The 23906-nt window shown below is 67.8% G+C and carries 23 protein-coding genes, 3 tRNA genes and 1 pseudogene; 16 read left to right on the top strand and 11 right to left on the bottom strand.

The window, feature by feature from the left end; all coding sequences use genetic code 11:
• Positions 1-54: 54 nt before the first annotated feature.
• Positions 55-1419, bottom strand: a complete 1365-nt coding sequence (locus GO999_RS11020) for an MFS transporter (protein ID WP_029240265.1) — start codon at positions 1417-1419, stop codon at positions 55-57.
• Between the two features lie 347 nt (positions 1420-1766).
• Between GO999_RS11020 and GO999_RS11015 the strand changes: the two genes are divergently transcribed.
• From GO999_RS11015 to GO999_RS11000, 4 genes are all read left to right on the top strand, one after another.
• Positions 1767-2666 carry a LysR family transcriptional regulator gene (locus tag GO999_RS11015; protein WP_016725747.1) on the top strand — a complete coding sequence of 300 codons (900 nt, stop codon included), beginning with the start codon at positions 1767-1769 and terminating at the stop codon, positions 2664-2666.
• Between the two features lie 135 nt (positions 2667-2801).
• Complete coding sequence (locus GO999_RS11010; protein WP_211906222.1) at positions 2802-3734, top strand: AEC family transporter; 933 nt, start codon at positions 2802-2804, stop codon at positions 3732-3734.
• A gap of 58 nt (positions 3735-3792) precedes the next feature.
• A complete protein-coding gene (locus tag GO999_RS11005) occupies positions 3793-5004 on the top strand; it encodes a pyridoxal phosphate-dependent aminotransferase (RefSeq protein ID WP_019717891.1) in 1212 nt (403 codons plus the stop codon).
• A gap of 79 nt (positions 5005-5083) precedes the next feature.
• Positions 5084-5425, top strand: a complete 342-nt coding sequence (locus tag GO999_RS11000; protein ID WP_011001047.1) for a helix-turn-helix domain-containing protein — start codon at positions 5084-5086, stop codon at positions 5423-5425.
• A gap of 17 nt (positions 5426-5442) precedes the next feature.
• Here the strand turns inward: GO999_RS11000 and GO999_RS10995 are convergent, their stop codons facing one another.
• A complete protein-coding gene (locus GO999_RS10995; RefSeq protein WP_165591473.1) occupies positions 5443-6525 on the bottom strand; it encodes a GlxA family transcriptional regulator in 1083 nt (360 codons plus the stop codon).
• Positions 6526-6822: 297 nt separating this feature from the next.
• Between GO999_RS10995 and GO999_RS10990 the strand changes: the two genes are divergently transcribed.
• The 7 genes and pseudogenes from GO999_RS10990 to GO999_RS10960 all read left to right on the top strand — a co-directional run bounded on the left by GO999_RS10990 (position 6823) and on the right by GO999_RS10960 (position 13006).
• On the top strand, positions 6823-7008 hold the full coding sequence (locus GO999_RS10990; protein ID WP_011001049.1) for a serine dehydratase beta chain: 186 nt from the start codon (positions 6823-6825) through the stop codon (positions 7006-7008).
• Positions 6938-7348: pseudogene (locus tag GO999_RS10985) on the top strand (L-serine ammonia-lyase, iron-sulfur-dependent, subunit alpha); the annotation flags it as partial. The gene GO999_RS10990 and the pseudogene GO999_RS10985, both read left to right, overlap by 71 nt.
• 16 nt (positions 7349-7364) lie before the next feature.
• Positions 7365-8609, top strand: coding sequence for a sarcosine oxidase subunit beta family protein (locus GO999_RS10980; RefSeq protein WP_211906221.1), 1245 nt, complete (start codon positions 7365-7367; stop codon positions 8607-8609).
• A 27-nt stretch (positions 8610-8636) separates the two neighbouring features.
• Entirely contained in the window at positions 8637-8933 is a 297-nt protein-coding gene (locus GO999_RS10975) for a sarcosine oxidase subunit delta (RefSeq protein ID WP_011001052.1), read from the top strand.
• Positions 8930-11941: a sarcosine oxidase subunit alpha family protein gene (locus GO999_RS10970; protein ID WP_211906220.1), complete on the top strand. Its 3012-nt coding sequence runs from the start codon at positions 8930-8932 to the stop codon at positions 11939-11941. The genes GO999_RS10975 and GO999_RS10970 overlap by 4 nt, the downstream gene beginning before the upstream one ends.
• Complete coding sequence (locus GO999_RS10965; RefSeq protein WP_020831603.1) at positions 11931-12563, top strand: sarcosine oxidase subunit gamma; 633 nt, start codon at positions 11931-11933, stop codon at positions 12561-12563. The genes GO999_RS10970 and GO999_RS10965 overlap by 11 nt, the downstream gene beginning before the upstream one ends.
• Complete coding sequence (locus GO999_RS10960) at positions 12560-13006, top strand: dihydroneopterin aldolase (protein ID WP_071507404.1); 447 nt, start codon at positions 12560-12562, stop codon at positions 13004-13006. Before GO999_RS10965 ends, GO999_RS10960 begins: the two co-directional genes overlap by 4 nt.
• Before the next feature lie 314 nt (positions 13007-13320).
• Here GO999_RS10960 and purU read toward each other — a convergent pair whose 3' ends face one another.
• Positions 13321-14193 carry a formyltetrahydrofolate deformylase gene (gene purU, locus GO999_RS10955; RefSeq protein ID WP_011001056.1) on the bottom strand — a complete coding sequence of 291 codons (873 nt, stop codon included), beginning with the start codon at positions 14191-14193 and terminating at the stop codon, positions 13321-13323.
• A gap of 120 nt (positions 14194-14313) precedes the next feature.
• On the opposite strand from purU, the gene GO999_RS10950 reads away from it, so the two are divergent.
• The gene (locus GO999_RS10950) at positions 14314-14514 is read left to right on the top strand and encodes a hypothetical protein (RefSeq protein WP_235187944.1); all 201 of its coding nucleotides are present in this window, start codon (positions 14314-14316) and stop codon (positions 14512-14514) included.
• Positions 14515-14703: 189 nt separating this feature from the next.
• On the opposite strand, the gene GO999_RS10945 is transcribed toward GO999_RS10950, so the two are convergent.
• Positions 14704-14779 (bottom strand) — tRNA-Lys (locus GO999_RS10945).
• A gap of 38 nt (positions 14780-14817) precedes the next feature.
• Entirely contained in the window at positions 14818-15738 is a 921-nt protein-coding gene (locus GO999_RS10940) for a LysR family transcriptional regulator (protein ID WP_211906219.1), read from the bottom strand.
• A gap of 92 nt (positions 15739-15830) precedes the next feature.
• On the opposite strand from GO999_RS10940, the gene GO999_RS10935 reads away from it, so the two are divergent.
• Positions 15831-16931 carry a YeiH family protein gene (locus tag GO999_RS10935; RefSeq protein ID WP_211906218.1) on the top strand — a complete coding sequence of 367 codons (1101 nt, stop codon included), beginning with the start codon at positions 15831-15833 and terminating at the stop codon, positions 16929-16931.
• Here GO999_RS10935 and GO999_RS10930 read toward each other — a convergent pair.
• Positions 16900-17394 carry a MarR family winged helix-turn-helix transcriptional regulator gene (locus GO999_RS10930; RefSeq protein WP_064477698.1) on the bottom strand — a complete coding sequence of 165 codons (495 nt, stop codon included), beginning with the start codon at positions 17392-17394 and terminating at the stop codon, positions 16900-16902. The genes GO999_RS10935 and GO999_RS10930 overlap by 32 nt on opposite strands.
• A gap of 87 nt (positions 17395-17481) precedes the next feature.
• Here GO999_RS10930 and GO999_RS10925 point away from each other — a divergent pair, with 87 nt between their 5' ends.
• Complete coding sequence (locus GO999_RS10925) at positions 17482-18216, top strand: DUF899 domain-containing protein (RefSeq protein ID WP_028860415.1); 735 nt, start codon at positions 17482-17484, stop codon at positions 18214-18216.
• 22 nt (positions 18217-18238) lie between these two features.
• On the opposite strand, the gene GO999_RS10920 is transcribed toward GO999_RS10925, so the two are convergent.
• The 5 genes from GO999_RS10920 to GO999_RS10900 form a co-directional block, all read right to left on the bottom strand.
• A tRNA-Leu gene (locus GO999_RS10920) sits at positions 18239-18329 on the bottom strand.
• A 78-nt stretch (positions 18330-18407) separates the two neighbouring features.
• A tRNA-Asn gene (locus tag GO999_RS10915) sits at positions 18408-18483 on the bottom strand.
• A gap of 80 nt (positions 18484-18563) precedes the next feature.
• Positions 18564-18890, bottom strand: coding sequence for a ferredoxin FdxA (gene fdxA, locus GO999_RS10910; protein WP_011001064.1), 327 nt, complete (start codon positions 18888-18890; stop codon positions 18564-18566).
• A gap of 170 nt (positions 18891-19060) precedes the next feature.
• Entirely contained in the window at positions 19061-20758 is a 1698-nt protein-coding gene (gene recJ, locus GO999_RS10905; protein ID WP_019717973.1) for a single-stranded-DNA-specific exonuclease RecJ, read from the bottom strand.
• On the bottom strand, positions 20759-21838 hold the full coding sequence (locus GO999_RS10900; protein WP_020831663.1) for a Regulatory protein, RpfE type: 1080 nt from the start codon (positions 21836-21838) through the stop codon (positions 20759-20761).
• A 72-nt stretch (positions 21839-21910) separates the two neighbouring features.
• On the opposite strand from GO999_RS10900, the gene GO999_RS10895 reads away from it, so the two are divergent.
• Positions 21911-23161, top strand: a complete 1251-nt coding sequence (locus tag GO999_RS10895) for a lipoprotein-releasing ABC transporter permease subunit (RefSeq protein ID WP_011001067.1) — start codon at positions 21911-21913, stop codon at positions 23159-23161.
• Positions 23154-23888, top strand: coding sequence for a lipoprotein-releasing ABC transporter ATP-binding protein LolD (lolD, locus tag GO999_RS10890; RefSeq protein WP_011001068.1), 735 nt, complete (start codon positions 23154-23156; stop codon positions 23886-23888). The genes GO999_RS10895 and lolD overlap by 8 nt, the downstream gene beginning before the upstream one ends.
• Positions 23889-23906: the final 18 nt, after the last annotated feature.

Genomic DNA, 23906 nt, shown 5'->3' with positions numbered 1-23906 from the left:
GCAGTCCGCCACGCAGGCGGCGCTGCCCGCGCGACGGCTTGATGATGCGATGGCTCAGGCGCCTTCGGTGACGGCGGGCAGGGCGCCCTGCGTCTCGACGTGCCGGGCCTGCGCGCCGCACAGGAAGATCGCGAACGATGCGATGGCGGCCGGCACGGCGACCAGCAGGAACAGCAGCTGGAACCCGATGTTCGCGGCCAGCAGCACGCCGCCGATCAGCGCGCCGCATACCGAGCCGAGGCGCCCGATGCCGAGCGCCCAGCTGATCCCCGTCACGCGGCTCGCGGTCGGGTAGAACTGCGCGGCGAACGCATTGGCGCCGATCTGCGAGCCGCTGATGCAGAAGCCCACGCCCGTGACGGCGATGGCCAGCATCGTCCCCTGCGACACGCCGGTCAGCACCAGGAAGCCGGCACCGAGCCCATACGTGCAGCACAGCACCACCGTGGCGGGATACCGGTCCATCATGCGGCCGATGACCAGCGCGCCGACCGTCCCGCCAAGCTGGTACATCACCGCGATGCGCGACGCCAGGGCCAGCGCCACGCCGCCCGAATGGATCAGCGTGGGTAGCCAGTTCGTCATCAGATAGACGATCAGCAGGCTCATGAAGAACACCGACCACAGCAGCAACGTGCCCGTCCGGAACGCGGGCAGGAAGAGCTGCCTGACCGGCGACCCCAGCGCGCCTTTCGCTGCCGTTTCATGGAGCACGAAGCGCGTGTCCGGTGTGACCTGCACCGGCGCGATCCGGTTGAGCAGCCGGCCGACCGCGGCGCTTTGTCCGCCCTTGGCCACCAGGTAGCGGACCGACTCGGGCAGCGCGAACACCATCACCGGCAGCAGCAACAGCGGGATCACGCCGCCGAACAGCAGCACGCTGCGCCAGCCGAACTCCGGCACCAGCTGGGCCGCGACGATGCCGCCGAAACCCGACCCCAGCGTGAAGCCGCAGAACATCACGGTGGTCAGGAACGCGCGGCGGCGCTCGGGGCAGTACTCCGAGGTCAGGGCGATGGCGTTCGGCATCGCCCCGCCCAGCCCGAGCCCGGTGAGGAAGCGCAGCGCGACCAGTGCGCCGACCGACGGCGCGAACGCCGACAGCACGCTCGCCAGGCCGAAGGCCCCGACCGTGAACAGCAGCGTCTGCTTGCGCCCGATGCGGTCGGCCAGCGGGCCGAAGATCAGCGCGCCGACCATCAGCCCCGCCAGCCCGGCGCTGAATACGGTGCCCAGGACTGCGGGGCCGATGTGCCAATCCTGCGCCAGCGCCGGCGCGATGAAGCCGACGCATGCCGTATCGAATCCGTCGATGGCGACGACGAAGAAGCACAACAGCACCACGCTCCACTGGAACGCGGAAAAGCGCTGGCGGTCGAGCCAGGCGCGGACGTCAATCACGGGACTTGGGGGCAGCATGATGTCTCCTTCACGCTCTTGTGTGGTGTGTGCCGCGAAGCGTGCCCGCGCGTCAGGGCACAGTCCAGTCGGATGGTGAATGCCCGCCATTCACGGGATTGATATTGGGCGCGCCTGGCGCATGCCGCGCTGCGGTACCGCGCGGGGCGGGATCTTGCCGGTGCCGGGCGGCGCGGCAGCGGCCGCCATGCGCCGCCGGGATGGCCGCACGGGCGCTCGGGCTATGATGGCTGCCTTCGTCTTCGTCCACGCGTATCCCATTGCGCGGCGCAGCGCCGGTGTCCCGGCGGGGCGCCCGCAAGACGCTGCAAATGCGAGACGCCGCCAACCTTCCGCTCGGGCCACCCATGTCATTGCGCGCACTGCGAACCCTGGTCGCCATCGTCCACCACGGCACGTTCGCGCGCGCCGGCGAGGCGATCGGGCTCACGCAGTCGGCCGTCAGCCTGCAGGTCAAGGCGCTCGAAGACGAATTCGGCGTGCGCCTGTTCGACCGCTCGCGGCGCCAGCCTGCGCTTACCGAGGCCGGCCGCATCGTGCTTGCGCAGGCCGAGCAGATTCTCGCCCTCTACGACCACATCCCGGACTCGCTCAGCGATGAGAAGGCCCTGGTCGGACGGCTGCGCATCGGCGCCATCCAGACCGCGCTGTCGGGGCCGCTGCCCGATGCGCTGCTCGCGCTGCGCCGGGACCATCCGCTGCTGCGCGTGCACGTCGCCGCCGGGATGTCCGCCGAGCTGGCGCAGCGCGTCGCGGCCGGGGAGCTCGATGCCGCGATCACCTCGCAGCCGGTGCGCCCGCATCCGGCCGAGCTCACCTGGACCACGCTCTACGAAGACCGCTTCTGGCTGCTCGCGCCGCCGCAGCACGCTAACCACGATGCCCGCAAGCTGCTCGAGGAACTGCCGTTCATCCGCTTCGACGCGCAGGCCTGGGCCGGCCGGATGATCGCGGCGGAACTGCGCCGCCTCGGGGTGCGCGTGCGCGAAGAAATGGTGCTCGATAGCCAGGAGGCGATCGTTCGCATGGTCGCCAGCGGCCTGGGCGCGGCCATCGTCGCGCTGTCCGACGCGGTGCTCGCGCATCTCCCGCCCCTGGTGCGCTTGCCGTTCGGCCAGCCGCAGCTGCGCCGGGCGGTCGTACTGCTCGAGCATGCGTCACGTCCCGCGCAACGTTTCGCGCAGGCGCTGACCGATGCGGTGACCCGTTCTGCCATGAGAATTTCTCATCGTCAGAACGACAAATAACAATTATTGCTTCTATGTCTACGTGATAACTTGGGCGCCGTCACCGCTCCATGCCCCGCGCCCAATGTTCCACGTCGACCTGCTCATCCGTTCTGCCCGCCGCCGCCGGCCCGCCCTTCGCACGGGAGTCCCGTCATGACGGGCGCCGTGCTGCTCGCGCTCGCGCCGGTTGCGCTGCTGGTGGCGCTGGGCCACCTCATCCGGCGCACCGGCTTCGTGGCCGACGCGTTCTGGCCGCAGGCCGAGCGCCTGTGCTACTACATCCTGCTGCCCGCGCTGTTCATGCACAGCCTGGCGACGGCCCACGTGCAATCGCTGCCGGTGGCCGCGCTGGCCTGCGCCCTGATCGGTTCGACCGCCATGGTCGCGCTGATGGTGGTCGCCGCGCGTCCGTTGCTGAAGGTGGACGGGGCCGCGTTCACGTCGGTGTTCCAGGGGGCGATCCGCTTCAACAACTATGTCGGCGTGTCGCTGGCGGCCGGCCTGTTCGGCGCGAAAGGCGTCGCGCTGGCGGCCGTGTGCAACGCGGCGATCGTGCCGTCGGTCAACCTGATGTGCGTGCTGGTCTTCGCGCGCTACGGATCGGTGCGGCTGCGCGGCGCCGCGGTCGCGCGGCAGATCGTCACCAATCCGCTGGTGGTCGCCTGCGTCGGCGGGATCGCGCTGCAGGTCGGCGGCATCGAGATACCGGCCATCGTCGAGCCGGCGGTCCGGGCGCTCTGCAGCGCGTCGATGCCGCTGGGCCTGCTGTGCGTGGGCGCCGCGCTGAACCTGGGCGAGAGCCGTTCATGGTTCGGGCCGATCTGCGTGTCGTCGGCGTTCAAGTTCCTGCTGATGCCGGTCTCGACGTTCATGATCGCGCGCATGGTCGGCCTGGGCGAGGTCGCGATGACGGTGGCCCTGCTGTTCCAGGCGCTGCCGACGGCATCGTCGTCCTACATCATGGCGCGCCAGCTCGGCGGCGATGCGCCGCTGATGGCGGGCATCACGGCCGCGCAGACGATGCTGGCGGCCCTCGCCATCCCGGTCGTGACCGCGGGGCTGATGGCGCTGCGGCCGCTGCTCTGAGGCCGGCCGGCGCCGCGCGCCATCCGGCTTTCCGTATCAACGAAACAGGAACGCACTCATGCATGCCATGTTGTCTTCGAAGGTATCGACCCTGGCTCCATCCCCGATCCAGCTGATGGCCGCGAGAACGCGCGAGGCGCGTGAGGCCGGCCAGGACGTGGTCGATCTCACGCTCGGCGAGCCCGACTTCGCCACGCCCGAGCACATCTGCGAAGCCGCGCGGCGGGCGATCGCCGACGGCCTGACGAAATACACGCCGATCAGCGGACTGGCGCGCCTGCGGGAAGCGGTCGCCCGCAAGTTCCGCGACGAAAACGGCATCGAATGCACGGCGGCCGAGACCCTCGTCGGCTGCGGCGGCAAGCAGGTGATTTACCAGGCGTTCGTCGCCACCATCGATCCTGGCGATGAAGTCTTGATCCCGGCACCGTACTGGTCGTCCTACGCCGACATCGTGACCCTGTGCGGCGGCATCGTGAAGCCGCTTCCGACCACGCCCGAGAGCGGCTACGCACTGCAGCCGCAGACGCTGGCCGCGGGCATTTCGGCGCGGACCAAATGGCTCGTGCTGAATGCGCCGAGCAATCCCAGCGGAACCGCCTACACCGCGGCGCAGCTGGAGGCCTTTGCCGAAGTCCTGCGCCGCAGCGGCAACCCGCGCCTGCTCATTCTCGCCGACGACATCTACGAGCACATCGTCTTCGATGGCCTGCGGTTCGCATCCTTTGCCGCCGTCGCGCCGGATCTGCGCCACCGCACGCTGACGGTCAACGGCGTGTCCAAGGCGTACGCGATGACGGGCTGGCGCGTCGGCTACGGCTGCGGGCCGAAGCCGCTGATCGATGCGATGGCGAACGTGCAGATGCAGGTCAATTCCCATACCGCCTCCATCTCGCAGGCCGCCGCGATCGCCGCGCTCGAGGGGCCGCAGGACGAGCTGGCGCGCCGGCGCGCCATCTTCGAGCAGCGCCGCGACAGCCTACTGAGCCGCCTGGGCGGCATCGCGGGCCTGCGCACCCCGCGTCCGCAGGGCGCGTTCTTTCTGTTCCCGGACGCGCAGGCCTTCATCGGCCGACGCACGCCCGAAGGGTGCGCCATCGACGACGACCAGGCGCTCGCCGCCTATCTGCTGGACAGCGGCGTCGCGGTGGTCCCGGGTTCGGGTTTCGGCATGCCGGGTTGCCTGCGCCTGTCGTACGCGACATCGGAGGCGCGGCTCGAGCTGGCGGCAACGCGACTTGCCGGCGCGCTGCGCAGGCTCGGCGACTGATCTGGGGTGAAGACGATGTTGAATATAAGCATCGCCTTTTGAGGCTTTTATAGCGTCGAGTATTAGTCATCAGGCGGGCATGCTGCTCGCCATGACTGCCAAGCGCCCCGACCCCTCGCCGGCCAGCCCGGCCCCGATCTCGATTGCCCTGGGCAAGCGTGTCAAGCAATGCCGGCACGCCGCCGACAAGTCCCAGGAAACGCTGGCCTTCGAAGCGCACGTCGACCGGACCTATATCTCGTCGATCGAGCGCGGCATCGCCAACCCGTCGGTCGAGACGCTGGCCAATATCTGCCATTGCCTGGGGGTCACGCTCTCCGAACTGTTCGCGCCGCTGGACGGCGTATCGCTCGCACCGACCGGCAGGCGGCGGGCCAACACGGCGACACCGCCGGAGATCAAGCGCGGCCGGCTGCGGTGAGGGTGCGTGAGGGGCGGTCAGGCGCGAGCGGGGCGTTCATCGCTTTCCGATCGGGCGTCGGCACCGTTGGGTAATACCGGCGCGTCTGCATGCGCGCCCTGCTCGCGGTAAGTGGCGGGTGGCACGCCAAACTGCTTGCGAAATTCGCGGCCGAGGTGCGACGCGTCGGCGAAGCCGCAGCTCAGCGCGATGTCGGCAACCGTCCGATCGGAACTCGTCAGCAGCCACGCGGCGGTGCCGAGCCGCACGTGTTTCGCGAACGCCTGCGGGCTTCTGCCGGTCTCGGCCTTGAACAGCCGTTCGAGCTGCCGAGTCGACATGTCGAGCTTGCAGGCGAGCGCCTTGAGCGGCAGCGCGCCCCCCACATGCTGTTCCATCAGCAGAATCGCGCGCTTGACCTTCGGGTGTGTCGCGGGCTCCAGGCCTGGTGGATGCGGCTGCGGTGCGTTCCCTTTCTGCATCTCGCCAACGAGCAGGATGCGCAGCGCCTTCTGCACGGTTGCGTGGTCGAAGTGGCGTAGCAGGATCGCCGCGGCGACGTCGATCGATGCGCGCCCGCCCGAGCACGTGATCCTGCGCCGGTCGATCACGAACAGGCGGTCGGCGATCAACAGGTCCGGATCGGCTGCGGGAAAGCGCTCGATGAAATCCCAATAGTGGAACCAGCTCACGCAGGTGCGGTGCCCCTCCAGCACCCCCGCGCGCATCAGCGTGAACACGCCGGTACAGATGCCGACGACCGTTGCGCCGTCGGCGGCCGTGCGGCGGATGAAGTCGAGCGTTTCGGGCCCCGCCTGCGGCCCTGAGTGCAGCAGCCCGCCGACAACGACCACGTAGTCGAACGGCTGTACCTCGTCAAAGGTTTCCCACGGCGTGATCTGGATGCCGCAGCTTGCACGCACCGGTGCCAGCGTCTCACCGATCACACTCCATGCGCAGCGCACCGGCTTGCTGTAGTCGCCGTCATCGGCGGACAGCCGCAGCATGTCGACGAACCCCGAGAACGCCGTCAGCGTGAAGTTCGGCAGTAGCACGATGCCGAAACGGATGCGTTCGGGCATCGATTCGGCGCGGGGCAAAGCGGGTACGTCGGATGTCATCGCGGCAAATCTCATCGTGCCGGGCGGGCGGTCTCTCTGTTGACGCAGGCGGCAACCGGGGGCGTGACCAGAAGGACCCGTGGGCGGCGCGGGTGCAGCCAGCGTCGCCGATCGGCTCCGCGCGGACTTGTGGTTTTGCTTCGCAAATCATCGCCAAAGCGTCCACTCGCGCTGGTCGGCACGCCGCTTGGCGGCGGTATCCCACGCTGATGCCGTTTTTGTTCTATCGGCCAATGTAGCGCTTTGGTGTACTGGCGTCCAATGTGACTCAACGCGTGTCCCCGCAAAGGCTGCCAGATGAACGTCAGCGTCTTCGACCTGTTCAAGATCGGTATCGGCCCGTCCAGCTCGCACACGGTCGGCCCGATGATCGCCGCTTGCCGTTTTGCCTCGCATATCGAAGACGCCAATCGCCGCGGCGATCGGGATCATCTACAAGGAAACCGCGTCGATCTTCGGCGCCGAAGTCGGCTGCCAGGGTGAGGTTGGCGTGGCGTGCTCGATGGCCGCGGCCGCGCTCGCCGCCGTGATGGGCGGCACGCCCGACCAGGTCGAGAACGCCGCGGAGATCGGCATGGAGCACAACCTCGGCATGACCTGCGATCCGGTCGGCGGCCTGGTGCAGATTCCCTGCATCGAGCGCAACGCGATGGGCGCGATCAAGGCGCTGAACGCATCACGCATGGCGCTCAAGGGCGACGGCACGCACTACGTGTCGCTCGATTCGGTCATCAAGACGATGCGCGAGACGGGCGCCGACATGAAGACGAAATACAAGGAAACGTCGCGCGGCGGCCTGGCCGTGAACGTCATCGAATGCTAACGAAGGGTCCATCAGCATGAGCCGCTACTCGATATTCAACCTGTTCCGCAACGGCCTGTCGTACCACCAGCACTGGGAGCGGCAGTGGAAGAGTCCTGAGCCGAAGCGCGAGTACGACGTCGTGATCGTCGGCGGCGGCGGGCACGGCCTGGCAACCGCGTACTACCTCGCGAAGGAGCACGGCATCACCAACGTCGCGGTGCTCGAGAAGGGCTGGATCGGCGGCGGCAATACCGCGCGCAACACGACGATCGTGCGCTCGAACTATCTGTGGGACGAATCGGCCGCGCTGTACGAGAAAGCGATGAAGCTGTGGGAAGGGCTGTCGCAGGACCTGAACTACAACGTGATGTTCAGCCAGCGCGGCGTGATGAACCTCGCGCACACGCTGCAGGACGTGCGCGACACCGAGCGCCGCGTGAACGCGAACCGGCTGAACGGCGTCGACGCCGAATTCCTGACGCCCGCGCAGATCAAGGCCATCGAGCCGACGATCAACCTGAACAGCCGCTACCCGGTGCTCGGCGCATCGATCCAGCGGCGCGCTGGCGTCGCCCGGCATGACGCGGTGGCGTGGGGCTTCGCGCGCGGCGCGGACCGTGCGGGTGTCGACATCGTCCAGAACTGCCAGGTGACGGGCATCCGCCGCGAAGGCGGCCATGTCGTGGGCGTCGATACGGTGAAGGGCTTCATCAAGGCGAAGAAGGTCGCGGTGGTCGCGGCCGGCAATACGACCACGCTGGCCGACATGGCCGGCATCCGCCTGCCGATCGAAAGCCATCCGCTGCAGGCGCTGGTGTCGGAGCCGATCAAGCCCGTCGTCAACTCGGTGATCATGTCGAACGCGGTGCACGCCTACATCAGCCAGTCCGACAAGGGCGACCTCGTGATCGGCGCGGGCATCGACCAGTACACGGGCTTTGGCCAGCGCGGCAGCTTCCACATCATCGAAGGCACGCTGCAGGCCATTGTCGAGATGTTTCCGGTGTTCTCGCGCGTGCGGATGAACCGCCAGTGGGGCGGCATCGTCGATGTGTCGCCGGACGCGTGCCCGATCATCGGCAAGACCGACGTGAAGGGCCTGTACTTCAACTGCGGCTGGGGCACGGGCGGCTTCAAGGCGACGCCGGGCTCGGGCTGGGTGTTCGCGCACACGATCGCGCGCGACGAGCCGCATCCGCTGAACGCGCCGTTCGCGCTTGAGCGCTTCTATACGGGGCACCTGATCGACGAGCACGGCGCCGCCGCCGTCGCGCACTGAACCCGACCACCACCAGGAGAAGGAAACATGCTGCTGATCGAATGTCCGTGGTGCGGGCCGCGCGCCGAATCCGAGTTCACGTGCGGCGGCGAAGCCGACATCGTGCGCCCGGTCGCCAACGAGAACATGAGCGACCGTGAATGGGGTGATTACGTGTTCATGCGCGAGAACAAGCGCGGCCTGCACCGCGAGCAATGGCTGCACACGCAGGGTTGCCGCCGCTGGTTCAAGGTCGAGCGCGACACGCTCACCTACGAGATCAAGGGCTACGAAACGTTTGGCGGCATCGCCGCCCGTGCAAACGAAGGGGGCGCCAGCAAATGAGCCAGCAAGACCGTCTCGGTACGGGTGGCCGTATCAATCGTGCGATTCCGCTGACGTTTACGTTCAACGGCCGCACGTATCAGGGCTTTCAGGGCGACACGCTGGCGTCTGCGCTGCTCGCGAATGGCGTGCATTTCGTCGCGCGCAGCTTCAAGTACCACCGTCCGCGCGGGATCATGACGGCGGGCGTCGAGGAGCCGAACGCGGTGGTGCAGCTCGAGTCGGGCCCGTACAGCGTGCCGAATGCGCGCGCGACCGAGATCGAGCTATACCAGGGGCTCATCGCCACCAGCGTGAACGCCGAACCGTCGCTCGAAAACGATCGCTATGCGATCAGCCAGATGTTTTCGCGCTTCCTGCCCGCCGGTTTCTACTACAAGACCTTCATGTGGCCGCGCAAGATGTGGCCGAAGTACGAAGAAAAGATCCGCGAAGCGGCCGGCCTTGGCAAGGCGCCCGACATGCGCGACGCGGACCGCTACGACAAGTGTTACGCGCACTGCGACGTGCTCGTCGTGGGTGGCGGCCCGACGGGGCTCGCGGCCGCACACGCGGCGGCGATGGCCGGGGCGCGCGTCATCCTGGTTGACGACCAGCGGGAGCTTGGCGGCAGCCTGCTGTCGTGCCGCGCGGAAATCGACGGCAAGCCCGCGCTGCAGTGGGTCGAGAAGACCGAAGCCCAGCTGCGCAAGCTGCCCGACGTGAGTATCCTCACGCGCAGTACCGCGTTCGGCTATCAGGATCACAACCTCGTGACCGTCACGCAGCGCCTGACGGATCATCTGCCGATCTCGATGCGCAAGGGCACGCGCGAGCTGCTGTGGAAGGTCCGCGCCAAGCGCGTCATTCTCGCAACGGGCGCGCACGAGCGGCCGATCGTGTTCGGCAACAACGACCTGCCGGGTGTGATGCTCGCGGGCGCCGTGTCCACGTACATCCATCGCTTCGGCGTGCTGCCGGGGCGTGACGCCGTCGTGTTCACGAACAACGACCGCGCCTACCAGACCGCGCTCGATCTGAAGGCGTGCGGTGCGAAGGTCACGGTCGTCGACGCGCGCGCACCCGGCAACGGTGCGCTGCCCGCCGTTGCGAAGCGCCAGGGCGTAACGGTGATGCATGGCGCGGTGATCACGGCTGCGTCCGGCAAGTGGCGCGTGTCATCGGTCGACGTCGCGTCTTACGCGAATGGGCAGGTGGGCGGCAAGCAGAAGACGCTGCCGTGCGACCTTGTCGCGACGTCGGGCGGTTTCAGCCCGGTGCTGCACCTGTTCGCGCAATCGGGCGGCAAGGCCCAGTGGAACGATGACAAGGCGTGCTTCGTGCCGGGCAAGACCGTGCAGGCCGAGGCGAGCGTCGGCGCGGCAGCGGGTGAATTCGCCCTTGCGCACGCGCTGCAGCTTGCAGTGGATGCGGGGGGCGAGGCTGCACGGGCGGCGGGTTTCACGGCCGCGCAACGCGCTGTCGCACCGCGGGTCGCGGAAACGGCCGAAGGCGCGCTGCAACCGCTGTGGCTCATCGGTAGCCGCGAGGCCGCTGCACGCGGGCCGAAGCAGTTCGTTGACTTCCAGAATGACGTGGCGGTCACCGACATCCTGCTCGCCGCGCGCGAGGGTTTCGAGTCGGTCGAGCACGTCAAGCGCTACACGGCGATGGGCTTCGGCACCGATCAGGGCAAGCTCGGCAACATCAACGGGATGGCGATTCTCGCCCAGGCGCTCGGCAAGTCGATTCCGGAAACGGGCACGACGACGTTCCGCCCCAACTACACACCCGTGTCGTTCGGCACGTTCGCGGGCCGCGAGCTGGGCAACTTCCTCGACCCGGTCCGCAAGACCTGCATCCATGAGTGGCATGTCGAGCACGGTGCGCTGTTCGAAGACGTCGGCAACTGGAAACGACCCTGGTATTTTCCGAAGAGCGGCGAAGACCTGCATGCGGCCGTGAAGCGCGAGTGCCTGGCGGTGCGCAACGGTGTCGGCATGCTCGATGCGTCTACGCTCGGCAAGATCGACATCCAGGGTCCCGACGCGGTGAAGCTGCTGAACTGGGTGTACACGAACCCGTGGGGCAAGCTCGACGTCGGCAAGTGCCGCTACGGGCTGATGCTCGATGAGAACGGGATGGTGTTCGACGACGGCGTGACCGTGCGCCTCGCCGACCAGCATTTCATGATGACGACCACGACGGGCGGCGCAGCGCGGGTGCTCACCTGGCTCGAGCGCTGGCTGCAGACCGAGTGGCCCGACATGAAGGTGCGGCTCGCGTCCGTCACCGACCACTGGGCGACGTTCGCGGTGGTCGGCCCGAAGAGCCGCAAGGTCGTGCAGAAGGTGTGCCAGGACATCGACTTCGGCAGCGAAGCGTTCCCGTTCATGAGCTATCGCAACGGCACCGTCGCGGGCGCCAGGGCGCGCGTGATGCGGATCAGCTTCTCGGGCGAACTGGCCTACGAAGTGAACGTGCCGGCCAATGCCGGGCGCGCGGTGTGGGAAGCGCTGATGGCCGCGGGTGCCGAGTTTGACATCACGCCGTACGGCACCGAAACGATGCACGTGCTGCGCGCGGAAAAGGGCTACATCATCGTCGGCCAGGACACCGACGGTTCGATCACGCCATCCGACCTCGGAATGGGCGGCCTCGTCGCGAAGACGAAGGACTGCCTCGGCAAGCGTTCGCTCGCGCGTTCCGATACCGCAAAGGCGGGCCGCAAGCAGTTCGTCGGCCTGTTGACCGACGATGCGCAGTGCGTGCTGCCGGAGGGCGCGCAGATCATCGACAAGGACACGCAGGTCCGCGTGACGGAACCGACGCCGATGATCGGCCACGTGACGTCGAGCTACTACAGCCCGATCCTGCAACGTTCGATCGCGCTGGCGGTGGTGAAGGGTGGTCTGGGCAAGATGGGCGAGAGCGTCGTGATTCCGCTGGCCAACGGCAGGCGTGTCACCGCGAAGATCGCGAGCCCGGTTTTCTACGATACGGAAGGGGTGCGTCAGCATGTGGAATGAGACGAGAAGCGAGGCACAGGTGGCGGGCATGGGCGGCGTGCGCCTCGAGTCGCCGTGCGTGGGCGCGGCCGAGCTGCTGCGGACGTGGCAGGCCCGTGCGCCGGATGCATTCATGCTGCGCGAGCGGCCGTTTCTGGATCTCGTCAACGTGCGGGGCGAGTTGAGCGACCCCGCGTTCCTCGCCGCGTTCGAGCGCGTGATCGGCTGCCGGCCTCCGGCCGCACCGAATACGGTTGCGCGCAGCGCCGAGTACGACGTGCTGTGGCTCGGCCCCGACGAGTGGCTCGTGCGCTCGAACGGCCCTGTGCGGGCAGGCGTGCTCGAGGCGAAGCTGGCACAAGCCGTACAGGGTTCGTATGCCGCGGCGGTCGACGTCGGCAGCGGCTATACGGTCATCGAGATCAGCGGCAAGCGCGCGCGCGACGTGCTCACGCGCGGCTGCCCGCTCGACCTGCATCCGCGCGCGTTCAAGCCGGGCCAGTGCGCGCAATCGCATTGCTTCAAGGCGTCGATTGTGCTGATCCCGATCGGCAACGACACGTACGAGATCGTCGTGCGCCGCAGCTTCGCCGACTATCTTGTCCGCATCATGCTCGATGCGGCCACGCCATTGACATCATGAAGCCGATCGACACCCCTTTCAGTGACCCGCTCGCAGCGCTCGATCTGTCGCGCCTTCCGGGGCGGGGCTGGAGCGTGTTCGTCGATGCGTTGACCGTGCCCGTGCGGATCGGCATCCATCCGCACGAGCATGGCGCCCCGCAGCCGATCGTGATCGACGCGCACCTCGGCTACGGCTGCGAACCGCGCGAAGACGGCGACTGGATCGACTACGACGGCTATTGCACGCAGGTCACGGCGTTTCTCTCCGGCAAGCCGCATACGCGCCTGCTGGAGACGCTGGCCGCCGAGATCGCGGAGTGGTCGTTTCGCGAATGGCCGGCGCTCGGCTTGCTGACCCTCGCCGTGCATAAGCCGAAGATCCGGCCCGGCACGCAACGCGTCGGCGTTGCGCTCGAGTGGACCCGGGCCGATTACCTGCGGCGCTGCGGGAAGGTGGCCTGACGCCCGGCCGGTGCCGATGGCGCCGCCGGCAAGTGCATGTCGGGTCTCGCACATCGACACCCGGGGCGCCACGGCTGCGCTTGAAGATGCTGCCGCGCCGGTCGGCGCAGCCGCGGCACGAAGCGCGATGCGCAACAACCGGGGTGTCGTCGATCTTGGGATCATCGGCGAGGGGTCGAAGTCGGCCGCGACGTCGAAACGCTGAAGCATGGCTCGAAGACGCGCAATCGCAGCGATCCGGCATCCCGATCAGGGACTCGACACGGAAAGGTCGGCCACCGTTGCATTGCGATCGTGGCCGGCTTGCGTTGGACTCACTGGAATACGACGGTCCGGTCTGCGTTCAGGAAGACCCGCCGTTCAATGAACGCCTTGACCGCGCGCGCGAGTGTCAGGCATTCGACGTCGCGGCCGACGGCCAGCAGGTGTTCAGGCCGGTACGAATGATCGACCCGCTCGACCACCTGCTCGATGATCGGGCCTTCGTCGAGATCGTCGGTGACAAAGTGCGCGGTCGCGCCGATCAGCTTGACGCCGCGCGCATGGGCCTGGTGATAGGGCTTCGCACCCTTGAAGCCGGGCAGGAAGGAGTGGTGAATGTTGATGGCGCGATTGACGAGCTTCTTGCTCGTCTGCGCAGAAAGCACCTGCATGTAGCGCGCGAGGATCACGAGCTCCGCGCCGCTTGATTCGAACAGGTCCAGCCACTGCGCTTCCTGCTGCGCCTTTGTTTCCGGTGCGATCGGGAAGTGGCGGAACGGCAGGTCGTGCTGGCGCGCCAGCGGTTCCAGGTCAGGGTGGTTCGAGGCGATGCCGACGATGTCCATCTTCAGTTCGCCCATGCGCCAGCGGAACAGCAGATCCGCGAGGCAATGCTCGAGCTTCGACACCATGATGAGCACCTTCGGGCGAGCCTGGGCGTCGTGGATTGCCCACTGCATGTCAAAGGCTTCCGCAATCGGGGCGAACTCCTGCCTCAGCACGTCGACGGGCAGCGCGTGTGCATCCGTCGGATGAAATACGCAGCGGACAAAGAAGCGGTGGTTCAGGTCGTCATCGAAAACGGTCAGCTCGTCGATGTAGCAGTGGTGGCGCTCAAGCAGGCCGACGACGGCGGCCACCTGGCCGGGGGCGCTCGGGCACGACAGCGTCAGAATGAATGATGGTGAACGGGACAGCGCGTCCATGCGATTCCTCTTTTGGGGTTGACCGACCGGCGGGCGCATCGTGCGTACGCGCGTGCCATGCGCGCAGTAGAGCAGGGCGAAGGATGGTTCGGATAGAACCAAATCGCCGCCTGGGTGGTCTTGGCCCGCCAATCGACTGGGTCCACGGCAGGCAAGCCCAACATCGACGACCTCATCACGCACACGCTCCCGCTCGAGCGCATCCATGAAGGCGTTGTGCCGATGAAGCGCGGCGAGTCGATCCGCTACCACCAGGCCCGCACGCCGACGTCCAAGTCGATTCCGGTGATGCTGGTGCCGAGCCAGGAGTCTTTGCGGTAGGTGGGATACGGCAGGTCAGGCAGTCGTTGGCGCGTTGCGTTGACTGGGCGCCAGTCGGTTTGGCATGTCCGTCGTCAGCTGGATCCGCATGGATTGACTGCCATGCAAGTTGCCTGCATGGCGCCTATGCGACGGACAAGAAATGAAAAAGGGTTTGCAGGAATTCACCTGCAAACCCTTTCATATTCTTGGTGGGGCGTGAGTGACTCGAACACTCGACCTACGGATTAAGAGTCCGCTGCTCTACCAACTGAGCTAACGCCCCCGAAGAAATGAGACTATATCAAGGTTTTTCAGATCGCGCTAGCCCTTCGTGCGATTTTTTTTCGAAAACGCGGCATCGCTGGGCAGCGCCTCGACAAACTGAGCCAGTCCGCGCGTCGGATGCTTGTCGCGGTGGCGCACGATCAGCAGTGGGCGAGCGATGCGCGGCAGGCCGCTGTCCACGATGCTCAGTCGCCCGTCGCGCAGGGCGTCGTTCACCACGTGCCGCGACAGGCAGCTGATGCCGTAGCCCGCAGCCACCGTGCGCTGGATCGCTTCCGAATGCCCGAGTTCGAGTGCGACATGCAGGGGGCCGACGGCGGCGGCGATGCGGCTGTCGATCAGTTCGCGCGTGCCCGAGCCGGGTTCGCGCATCAGCCAGGCCGCCTGCCGCAGCGCCGCGTGCGAGACGCGACCGTGCGCGAGAGGGTGGTCGGGCGCGGCCACGATCACCATCTCATCTTCCATCCAGGGCTCGATCTCCAGGGCTTCGCCGCGACACGAGCCTTCGATTAGGCCCAGGTCCACGTCGAAGCGCAGCACGGCGTCGACCACGTCCTGCGTATTGCCGATCAGCAGGTCGAGCTGGCTGTCGGGGGCGATCTGCTGGCGCAAGCGCGCGAGCAGGGCGGGCAGCACGTAGTTGCCGATGGTGCTGCTGGCCGCGAGCTTGAGGCGCACGCTGGGCTGCTGCGTGGCGAGCTCCAGCGCATCCGCGTGATCGAGCAGCGCCTGGGCTTGCGGTAGCAATTGCCGTCCGAGCGCGTTCAGGTGCAGGCGGCGGCCGTGCCGGTCGAACAGCGGTTGCGCCAGCGCGGACTCCAGTTCCGCCAGCGCCGCGCTCACCGCGGACTGCGACAGGCTGAGCTGCGCGCCGGCGGCCGTCGTGGTCTCGCTGCGCGCCACGGCCACGAAGACGGACCATTGGCGCAGGGTGACGCGTGGCACCTTGTTATCCATAAAATCGATCATTCATAGGAAAATTACCCATTTCTCATGTTATCACGGTGCGCATATCGTTATGCGAATAACGAATAAGCAAGGCGAGCGTGATGACGACAGCGCAAAAGCAGTGGGCGGCCGAGGGCGGGCTCCGGTGGGACGGGCGCATGTTGGCCGGCGCAGGCCTCCTGGCGGGCTGCGCCGGCGTGGCGATGATCGCGGGCGCGACGGCATGGGCCGGCCACCTGGGCCTGAGCGCGCTGACGCTCGCCATCCTGCTGGGCATGGCGATCGGCCACGTGCCGGGCCACCAGCGCTGGCTGACCGCGGGCACCATCCAGTTCGCGCGGCACACGCTGCTGCGCGCCGGCGTGGTGCTGTACGGCGCGCGGCTCACGCTCGCGCAGGTGCACGACCTCGGCGCGAGCGGCGTGGTGATTCCACTGCTGGTGCTGGCGGCAACCATGCTCTCGGGCGCGTGGGTCGGCACGCGTGTCTTCGGCCTGTCTCGGTCGCAGGCGGTGCTCGTGGCGGCGGGTAGCGCGGTGTGCGGCGTGGCGGCGGTGCTGGCCGTGGCGCCGGCGGTGAGGGCCTCGCCGCGCGAGACGGCGGTCGCGATCGCCAGCGTGGTGCTGTTCGGTACCGCCGGCATCTTCCTCTATCCGTGGCTGTACGCGCTGGCGATGCATGCCGGCGTGGCCGTGGCGCCCGCGCATTTCGGGGTCTACATCGGTTCGACGCTGCACGAGGTGGCGCAGGTGATCGCCGCCGCGCGTCCGCTGGGCGATGACGCGGCCAATGCCGCCGTGGTCAGCAAGATGGTGCGGGTCCTGGCGCTGGCGCCGTTGCTGGTGGTGCTCGCCTGCACGATGCCGGCAGAAGGGCTGGCTTTGGAGGCCGGTTCGGGCGAAGGCGCGCTGCGCAGGGCGGCCGGTCACGCGTGGCGTGCGATGCCGTGGTTTGCGGCCGGTCTGTTGGGCGTGACGCTGCTCAATTCCGCCGGCGCCATCCCCGCCACGTGGCACGCGCCGATCGACGCGATCGATACCGGCATGCTGGCCTGCGCGATGTTCGCCATCGGCACGCAGACGCATGTGCCGATGCTGCTCAAGTCCGGCGTGCGTCCGCTGCTGTGCGCGGGGGTGCTGTGGGTCGGGCTGGTTGCGGGCGGTGCGGCGATCAACGCCGGGGTGCGCTGGCTGGCGGGCTGACGCGGGTGTCGCTCGTCAGGGTCCGCAGGTCGTCGCGCAGGCGTTGCGCTTCGGCGTGCGCGAGGGTGCCGTCGATCTCACCGTGCAGTGCCTGCCAGACCGGCAGTGCGCGGGTCAGCGCCTTCAGGCCGGCCGGGCGCAGGCGCAGCAGCCGGCTGCGCCGATCGGCCGGGTTCGCCTCGATCGCCACCAGGCCGCGGCGCTCCAGTGGCTTGAGCGCCGCGGTGAGCGTGGTCCGGTCCATCGCCAGCAGTTCGGCCACTTCGCCCATCGACGCGGGCTGCGGTCGGTTCAGCGACATCAGCAGCGAGAACTGCCCATTGGTCAGGTCCAGCGGCCGCAAGGCTTCGTCGAAGCGCCGGGCGAGCGTGCGCGCCGCGCGCTGCACATGCAGGCACAGGCACGTATCGCGCACCAGCAGCGTGGTCTCGAGCGGGATGGCAGCGGCGGGTGATCGGGGCATGGTTTGACTTTGACGGATGCCTTATTAGTATTGATATCAACGTAATTCGTCAAGCATCGTCCATCCTCACGTCAAGGAGGTCCGGTCATGCAGCAGCATCCTGTTGTTTCGAGAGAGGAATGGCTGGTCAAGCGCCGCGCGCTGTTGGCCAGAGAGAAGGAGGCGATTCATCAGCGCGATGCCATCACCGCCGAGCGGCTGGCGCTGCCGTGGGTCAAGGTCGACACACGCTATGTGTTCGATACCGCGTCAGGCAAGAAGACGCTGGCCGACCTGTTCGACGGCCGCAGCCAGCTGATGGTCTACCACTTCATGCTCGGTCCGGGCTGGGCGGCCGGCTGCCCGGGCTGCTCGCTGGTGGCGGACCACCTGGGCGGAACGCTCGCGCACCTGAATCATCACGACGTCACGTTGATCGCCGTGTCGCGCGCGCCGCTGCCCGAGATCGAGGCCTACCGGCAGCGCATGGGCTGGCAGTTTCCGTGGGCCTCGTCGTTCGGCACGACCTTCAACCATGATTTCCGTGTCAGCTTCACCCCGGACGAACTGGCCAGCGGCGCCGTCGACTACAACTACACGTCCACCCAATCGGCGCAAGCCAACGACGAACTGCCCGGCCTGAGCGCCTTCTACAAGGACGAGGCGGGCAACGTGTATCACACGTACTCGACCTACGCGCGCGGGCTCGAAGACCTGATCGGCACCTTCCTGATCCTCGATCGGGCGCCGAAGGGGCGCAATGAGTCCGGCCCCATGGAATGGGTGCGCCGTCACGATGAATACGGGGATGCCCCGAAGGCGAACGCCTGCTACGAGGGCTGAGGGGGTGGGGCGATCAAAGACGTGGTGCCCGAGGCCGGGGTCGAACCGGCACGCGCCGGTGAGGGCGCAGCGGATTTTAAGTCCGCGGTGTCTACCAATTTCACCACTCGGGCACGGCGGCCGGTGTGGACATGATGCGTACCGGCGCCGCAAATGAAAACGCCCCGCACGAAGCGAGGCGTTTTGTTTTTTGGCTCCCCGACCTGGGCTCGAACCAGGGACCTACGGATTAACAGTCCGGCGCTCTACCGACTGAGCTATCGGGGAACAGCGAAGAAATGAATTGTAGCTAGGTTCTCTTCAGCGCGTCAACACTTTTTTGCGATGACGATGAAGAAAGTTGCCGATCACCGTTCCAGGTACTGTTCCTTGTCCTTGACGTCCTTCCATTCCTCGGCGTCGGGCAGGGGCGATTTGGTCTTGGTGATGGACGGCCAGCCGGCTTGCGCCAGCTCGGCATTGATGGCGATCCACTTCTGCTGGTCGGCAGGGACGTCTTCTTCGGCGTAGATGGCGTTGACCGGGCATTCGGCCACGCAGACCGCGCAGTCGATGCACTCGTCCGGATCGATGGTCAGGAAGTTCGGGCCTTCACGGAAGCAGTCGACGGGGCAGACGTCCACGCAATCGGTGTACTTGCAGCGGATGCAGCTTTCGGTAACGACGTGAGTCATTTCGCTTGAAGAAGAAGCTAGGAATTCGTGGGGTCCCGGTCGAAGGCGGTGCCATGCCGGGAATCCCCTATTGTAGCGCAGCCCTCGTGCCCGACGGCCGGCACCCGTGTGGCCCGTCAGACAGTTTTCGCATGTGAATATGCGCGGGCGCGGGGGTGGAGCCGGTTCGGCTACTGCGCGTGCTCGATCACCATCTGCACGCGGGTGATGCCGTTGAAGGTGTTGTTGTCCAGCCGGTAGGCCACGTACGCCGAGGCGCCGAGCGGTTCGGCGTGGTTGAACCAGATCGCGTCGAAGCGCTGCTTGCCGCGCCCGAGCTGCAGCTTCAGGTGCTTGTCCTTGAGCACGGCCTGCGACAGCACGTCGAACTCGCCGCAGAAGCTCGGCGCCGGAAAGCCCTGGCCCCAGACGTGGGTTTCGAGCAGCTCCACGAACTGCGGCGTGAAGCACTCCGCTTCGGCCTCGCCGTCGGTTTCGAGCACCCGCGAGAGCAGGGACTCGTTCAGCCATTCGCGGCCGACCGCCTCGAAGGTCTCGACAAAGCGGTCGAAGCCGTCCGCATGCAGCGACAGCCCGGCCGCCATCGCGTGGCCGCCGAACTTGACGATCAGCCCGGGGCAGCGCTTGTGCACGGCGTCCAGCGCATCGCGCAGGTGGAAGCCGGGGATGGAGCGGCCCGAGCCCTTGATGACGCCGTCGTCGCCCGGCGCGAAGGTGATCACCGGCCGGTGGAACTTGTCCTTGAGCCGCGAGGCGACGATGCCGATCACGCCCTGGTGCCAGGTCTCGTTGTAGACGGCGATGGTGTGGCGGCCGGCGCCGTCCATGCTGGCCAGCGTGGACGCGAGGATCGCCATGGCCTCCTGCTGCATGCCGGCCTCGATTTCGCGACGCTCCCGGTTCATGCCGTCGAGCTCGGCGGCGATGGCCATGGCGCGGTCGAAATCATCGGTCAGCAGGCATTCGATGCCGAGCGACATGTCGGCCAGGCGGCCGGCGGCGTTCAGGCGCGGGCCCAGGCCGAAGCCGAGGTCGAAGGTGGATGCGCGCCGCGCCTCGCGCCCGGCCACGCGGAACAGCGCCGCGATGCCGGCGCACATCCGGCCCGCGCGCATGCGCTTGAGGCCCTGCGCCACCAGCAGCCGGTTGTTGGCATCGAGCCGGACCACGTCGGCCACGGTGCCGAGCGCCACCAGGTCGAGCAGCGCGTCGAGGCGTGGCTGGTTCTGCGGCGTGAAGGCGCCGCGGTTGCGCAGCTCGGCCCGCAGCGCCAGCAGCACGTAGAACATCACGCCCACGCCCGCCAGGTGCTTGCTCGGAAAGCCGCAGCCCGGCTGGTTCGGGTTGACGATCACGCGGGCCTCGGGCAACTGCGCGCCCGGCATGTGGTGATCGGTGACGACGACGTCGATGCCCAGCGCGTTGGCCGCCGCCACGCCCGCCACGTCGGCGATGCCGTTGTCGACGGTGACGAGCACGTCCGGCCGCTCGCGCGCGGCCAGCGCGACGATCTCGGGCGACAGGCCGTAGCCGTACTCGAAGCGGTTGGGCACGATGTAGCCGACCTGCGCGCCCAGCATGCGCAGCCCGCGCACGCCGACCGCGCAGGCGGTGGCGCCGTCGCAGTCGTAGTCGGCGACGATCAGCAGGCGCTTGCCGGCGGCGATCGCGTCGGCCAGGTAGCGCGCCGCGTCGTCGATGCCCTTGAGCTGCGTGGGCGGCAGCAGGTCGGTCAGTTCGGTCGATAGTTCGCTGGGTCGGGCCACGCCGCGCGCGGCCAGGATGCGCGCCAGGATGGGATGGATACCGTGGCCGGCCAGCAGGCTGGCGGTCTCGGCGGAATGCGGACGGATGGCGATGCGGGTCATTCAGGCAGGGATGGAAAGCGGGGACAGCGCATCGCGCAGGGTGCGCGGACGGCTCAGGCGGCGCAGCCAGCCGAGCGGCCCGCCGGCCAGCTCGCGGCGGGTGATGCGGTAGTGGGCGTAGTGCGAATCGCCGCTCAGCACCAGCGAGACGGCGTCGATGCGGCCGTCGGCCAGCGCGTCGGCGGCCGGGGCGAACCAGTCGCGGTCGCAGGCGCGCAGCGCTTCGATCCAGTCGTACCAGTCGGCCGACAGGAACGGGGCGCCGGCGGCGTCGAGCAGCACGGCGGCGCCGGTGCCGTCGGCGGGCAGGTCGGCCAGCGTCGCGGCGCTCAGCTCGGTCGCGCCGGCGGCGCGGCACAGGCCGGCGAAGAACGGATCGGCGCCGACCATGCGCTCGGCGATCGGCCGGGCGTCGACCAGCGCGCCCTGGCCGAACAGCCACACCGAATTGACCGGCAGCAGGCCGCGCGCGTCCCGTGCCCGGTTGACGGGGTGGTCGTACCACGTCATCTGCACCTCGTTCTGGAACTTGCGCCAGGCGCGTTCGTGTTCGCCCTGATGCATCCAGATGTCGATATTGTGGCCGGCGGCGCGCTGCGGGGCGGCGGCACGCAGTTCACCGAACGGCGCGTCGGCCAGGTACCAGCGGGCGGGGTGGGGCGCCTCCAGCGTCAGACCCGACTCGGCGATCAGCGGGGCGATGGCCTGGTGCAGCGCTTCGGCGTCGTCCGCTTCCAGGCGCAGCCGGCCGGGGTCGAGCATCACCAGGTGGTCCCGCGCGGCGTGGATATGGATCGGCTGCAGGCAGGCCCAGGTGCGGGTGTCGGCGGCAGCGCCGTCGGCCAGGCGCATGTACGGCGCGGACGGCAGCGTGCCCGCCGGCAGTCCGGCGTGCTCGGCCAGCCAGCGCTCGTGCGGCAGCGTGGGCAGGTACGCGTCGTCGTGGCGCTCGCGGCCGGCCTCGCGGGCGCGGGCAAGCAACCTTTCGAGGCCGGGCAGGGTCAATTGACGGTAAGCATCGTCCGCCACCTCGGCCGCCGGCGCACAAAACGGGACAATCAGGGTGAGTTCGGGAATCATGGCCCCGAGATTGTAAACTTCCGGCTGGCTGGCGAGGGCGCCGGCTACATCACATCCAATGGGGACGCCCCTTTGAAATTTCCATACGAATGGCAGATCGGCTGGCGTTACACGCGCGCGAGCAAGCGCGCCAGCCGCAACAGCTTCATTTCCTTCATCTCGCTCATCTCCATGCTCGGCATCGCGCTGGGCGTGGCCGCGCTGATCGTCGTGCTGTCGGTCATGAACGGCTTCCAGAAGGAGGTGCGCGACCGCATGCTGTCGGTGCTGTCGCACATCGAGATCATGGCGCCGGGCAGCCTGCCCGACTGGCAGCGCACCGCGAATGAGGCGATGCAGAACAAGGAGGTCGTGGGCGCGGCGCCGTACGTGGGCGCGCAGGCCATGATCACGCGCGACGACGCGGTGCGCGGCGTGCTGCTGCGCGGCGTGTCGCCGGCCGACGAGCCCAAGGTGTCGGACATCGCCAAGGATTTCAAGTCGGGCACCATCGACGATCTCCGGCCCGGCGAATTCGGCATCGCGCTGGGCGCCGAGATGGCGCGCGGCCTGGGCGTGCGCCAGGGCGACAAGGTCACGCTGGTGGCCCCGCAGGGCACCATCACGCCGGCGGGCGTGCTGCCGCGCCTGAAGCAGTTCACCGTGATCGGCACGTTCGAATCCGGCCACTACGAGTTCGACAGCTCGCTCGCCCTCATCAACATGGAGGATGCCGAGCGGCTGTTCCGGCTGACCGGCCCGACCGGCGTGCGCCTGAAGCTGGTCGATATGCAGCGCGCGCCGCAGGTGGCCGAGGCGCTGTCGCGCACGCTGACCGGCGAGCTGTACATCCGCGACTGGTCGCGCCAGAACAAGAACTGGTTCGCCGCCGTGCAGACCGAGAAGAAGATGATGTTCATCATCCTCACGCTGATCATCGCGGTGGCGGCGTTCAACCTGGTCTCCACGCTGGTGATGACGGTGACCGACAAGCAGGCCGACATCGCCATCCTGCGCACGATGGGCGCGCAGCCGGGCTCCATCATGAAAATTTTTATTGTGCAGGGTGTGGCGATCGGCTTTATTGGTACCCTTTTGGGCGTGCTGTTCGGCACGCTGATCGCTTACAACATCGACGTGATCGTGCCGGCCATCGAGCATCTCTTCGGCGTGCAATTCCTGCCCAAGGACATCTACTTCATCAGCGAACTGCCCTCGGACCCCCGCGTGAACGACATCGCAACCATCGGCCTCATTTCCTTCGTGCTCGCCTCGGTGGCGACGCTGTATCCGAGCTGGCACGCCTCGCGCGTGAACCCGGCGGAGGCGCTGCGCTATGAGTGAGGCCGTGATGACCGCCAACGAGACCACGCACCGCGCCGAGTGGGGCGATACCGCGGTGCTGCAGGCGCAGGGACTGGTCAAGGCGTTCAGGCAGGGGGGGCTGAATGTCGATGTGCTCAGGGGCGTCGACATCCGCATCGGCGTGGGCGAGAAGGTCGCCATCGTCGGCGCGTCGGGCTCGGGCAAGAGCACGCTGCTGCATGTGCTGGGCGGGCTGGACGTGCCGACCTCGGGCCGCGTGTCGCTGCTCGGCAAGCCGTTCACCGCCATGAGCGAGCGCGAGCGCAATACGCTGCGCAACCGCGCGCTGGGCTTCGTCTACCAGTTCCACCACCTGCTGCCGGAGTTCACCGCGCTCGACAACGTCGCCATGCCGCTGCGCATCCGCGGCGAGAACGAAGCGCAGGCGCGCCATACCGCGCAGGCCATGCTGGCGCGCGTGGGCCTGGGCGAGCGCACGGCGCACCGGCCGGGCGAGCTGTCCGGCGGCGAGCGCCAGCGGGTGGCGATCGCGCGCGCGCTGGTGGGCTCGCCCGCCTGCGTGCTGGCCGACGAGCCCACCGGCAACCTCGACGACCACACCGCCGGCGAGGTCTTCGACCTGATGCTGGAGCTGACGCGCACGCTCGGCACCAGTTTTGTCATCGTCACGCACGATATCGACCTCGCCGGGCGCTGCGATCGCATCCTGCGTCTGCGCGACGGACATCTGCACCAGGAACGGTAAGCAACGCACCCGCCCGCC

The organism is Ralstonia nicotianae, from assembly GCF_018243235.1.
GTDB lineage: Bacteria > Pseudomonadota > Gammaproteobacteria > Burkholderiales > Burkholderiaceae > Ralstonia > Ralstonia nicotianae.
This window is presented reverse-complemented; position numbering and strand designations above follow the sequence as displayed.

What these genes read in the sequence shown, in the direction of transcription:
- GO999_RS11020 (WP_029240265.1), bottom strand. Translation starts at nt 1,419, where the DNA reads ATGCTGCCCCCAAGTCCCGTGATTGACGTCCGCGCCTGGCTCGACCGC.
- GO999_RS11015 (WP_016725747.1), top strand. Translation starts at nt 1,767, where the DNA reads ATGTCATTGCGCGCACTGCGAACCCTGGTCGCCATCGTCCACCACGGC.
- GO999_RS11010 (WP_211906222.1), top strand. Translation starts at nt 2,802, where the DNA reads ATGACGGGCGCCGTGCTGCTCGCGCTCGCGCCGGTTGCGCTGCTGGTG.
- GO999_RS11005 (WP_019717891.1), top strand. Translation starts at nt 3,793, where the DNA reads ATGCATGCCATGTTGTCTTCGAAGGTATCGACCCTGGCTCCATCCCCG.
- GO999_RS11000 (WP_011001047.1), top strand. Translation starts at nt 5,084, where the DNA reads ATGCTGCTCGCCATGACTGCCAAGCGCCCCGACCCCTCGCCGGCCAGC.
- GO999_RS10995 (WP_165591473.1), bottom strand. Translation starts at nt 6,525, where the DNA reads ATGACATCCGACGTACCCGCTTTGCCCCGCGCCGAATCGATGCCCGAA.
- GO999_RS10990 (WP_011001049.1), top strand. Translation starts at nt 6,823, where the DNA reads ATGAACGTCAGCGTCTTCGACCTGTTCAAGATCGGTATCGGCCCGTCC.
- GO999_RS10980 (WP_211906221.1), top strand. Translation starts at nt 7,365, where the DNA reads ATGAGCCGCTACTCGATATTCAACCTGTTCCGCAACGGCCTGTCGTAC.
- GO999_RS10975 (WP_011001052.1), top strand. Translation starts at nt 8,637, where the DNA reads ATGCTGCTGATCGAATGTCCGTGGTGCGGGCCGCGCGCCGAATCCGAG.
- GO999_RS10970 (WP_211906220.1), top strand. Translation starts at nt 8,930, where the DNA reads ATGAGCCAGCAAGACCGTCTCGGTACGGGTGGCCGTATCAATCGTGCG.
- GO999_RS10965 (WP_020831603.1), top strand. Translation starts at nt 11,931, where the DNA reads ATGTGGAATGAGACGAGAAGCGAGGCACAGGTGGCGGGCATGGGCGGC.
- GO999_RS10960 (WP_071507404.1), top strand. Translation starts at nt 12,560, where the DNA reads ATGAAGCCGATCGACACCCCTTTCAGTGACCCGCTCGCAGCGCTCGAT.
- purU (WP_011001056.1), bottom strand. Translation starts at nt 14,193, where the DNA reads ATGGACGCGCTGTCCCGTTCACCATCATTCATTCTGACGCTGTCGTGC.
- GO999_RS10940 (WP_211906219.1), bottom strand. Translation starts at nt 15,738, where the DNA reads ATGGATAACAAGGTGCCACGCGTCACCCTGCGCCAATGGTCCGTCTTC.
- GO999_RS10935 (WP_211906218.1), top strand. Translation starts at nt 15,831, where the DNA reads ATGACGACAGCGCAAAAGCAGTGGGCGGCCGAGGGCGGGCTCCGGTGG.
- GO999_RS10930 (WP_064477698.1), bottom strand. Translation starts at nt 17,394, where the DNA reads ATGCCCCGATCACCCGCCGCTGCCATCCCGCTCGAGACCACGCTGCTG.
- GO999_RS10925 (WP_028860415.1), top strand. Translation starts at nt 17,482, where the DNA reads ATGCAGCAGCATCCTGTTGTTTCGAGAGAGGAATGGCTGGTCAAGCGC.
- fdxA (WP_011001064.1), bottom strand. Translation starts at nt 18,890, where the DNA reads ATGACTCACGTCGTTACCGAAAGCTGCATCCGCTGCAAGTACACCGAT.
- recJ (WP_019717973.1), bottom strand. Translation starts at nt 20,758, where the DNA reads ATGACCCGCATCGCCATCCGTCCGCATTCCGCCGAGACCGCCAGCCTG.
- GO999_RS10900 (WP_020831663.1), bottom strand. Translation starts at nt 21,838, where the DNA reads ATGATTCCCGAACTCACCCTGATTGTCCCGTTTTGTGCGCCGGCGGCC.
- lolD (WP_011001068.1), top strand. Translation starts at nt 23,154, where the DNA reads ATGAGTGAGGCCGTGATGACCGCCAACGAGACCACGCACCGCGCCGAG.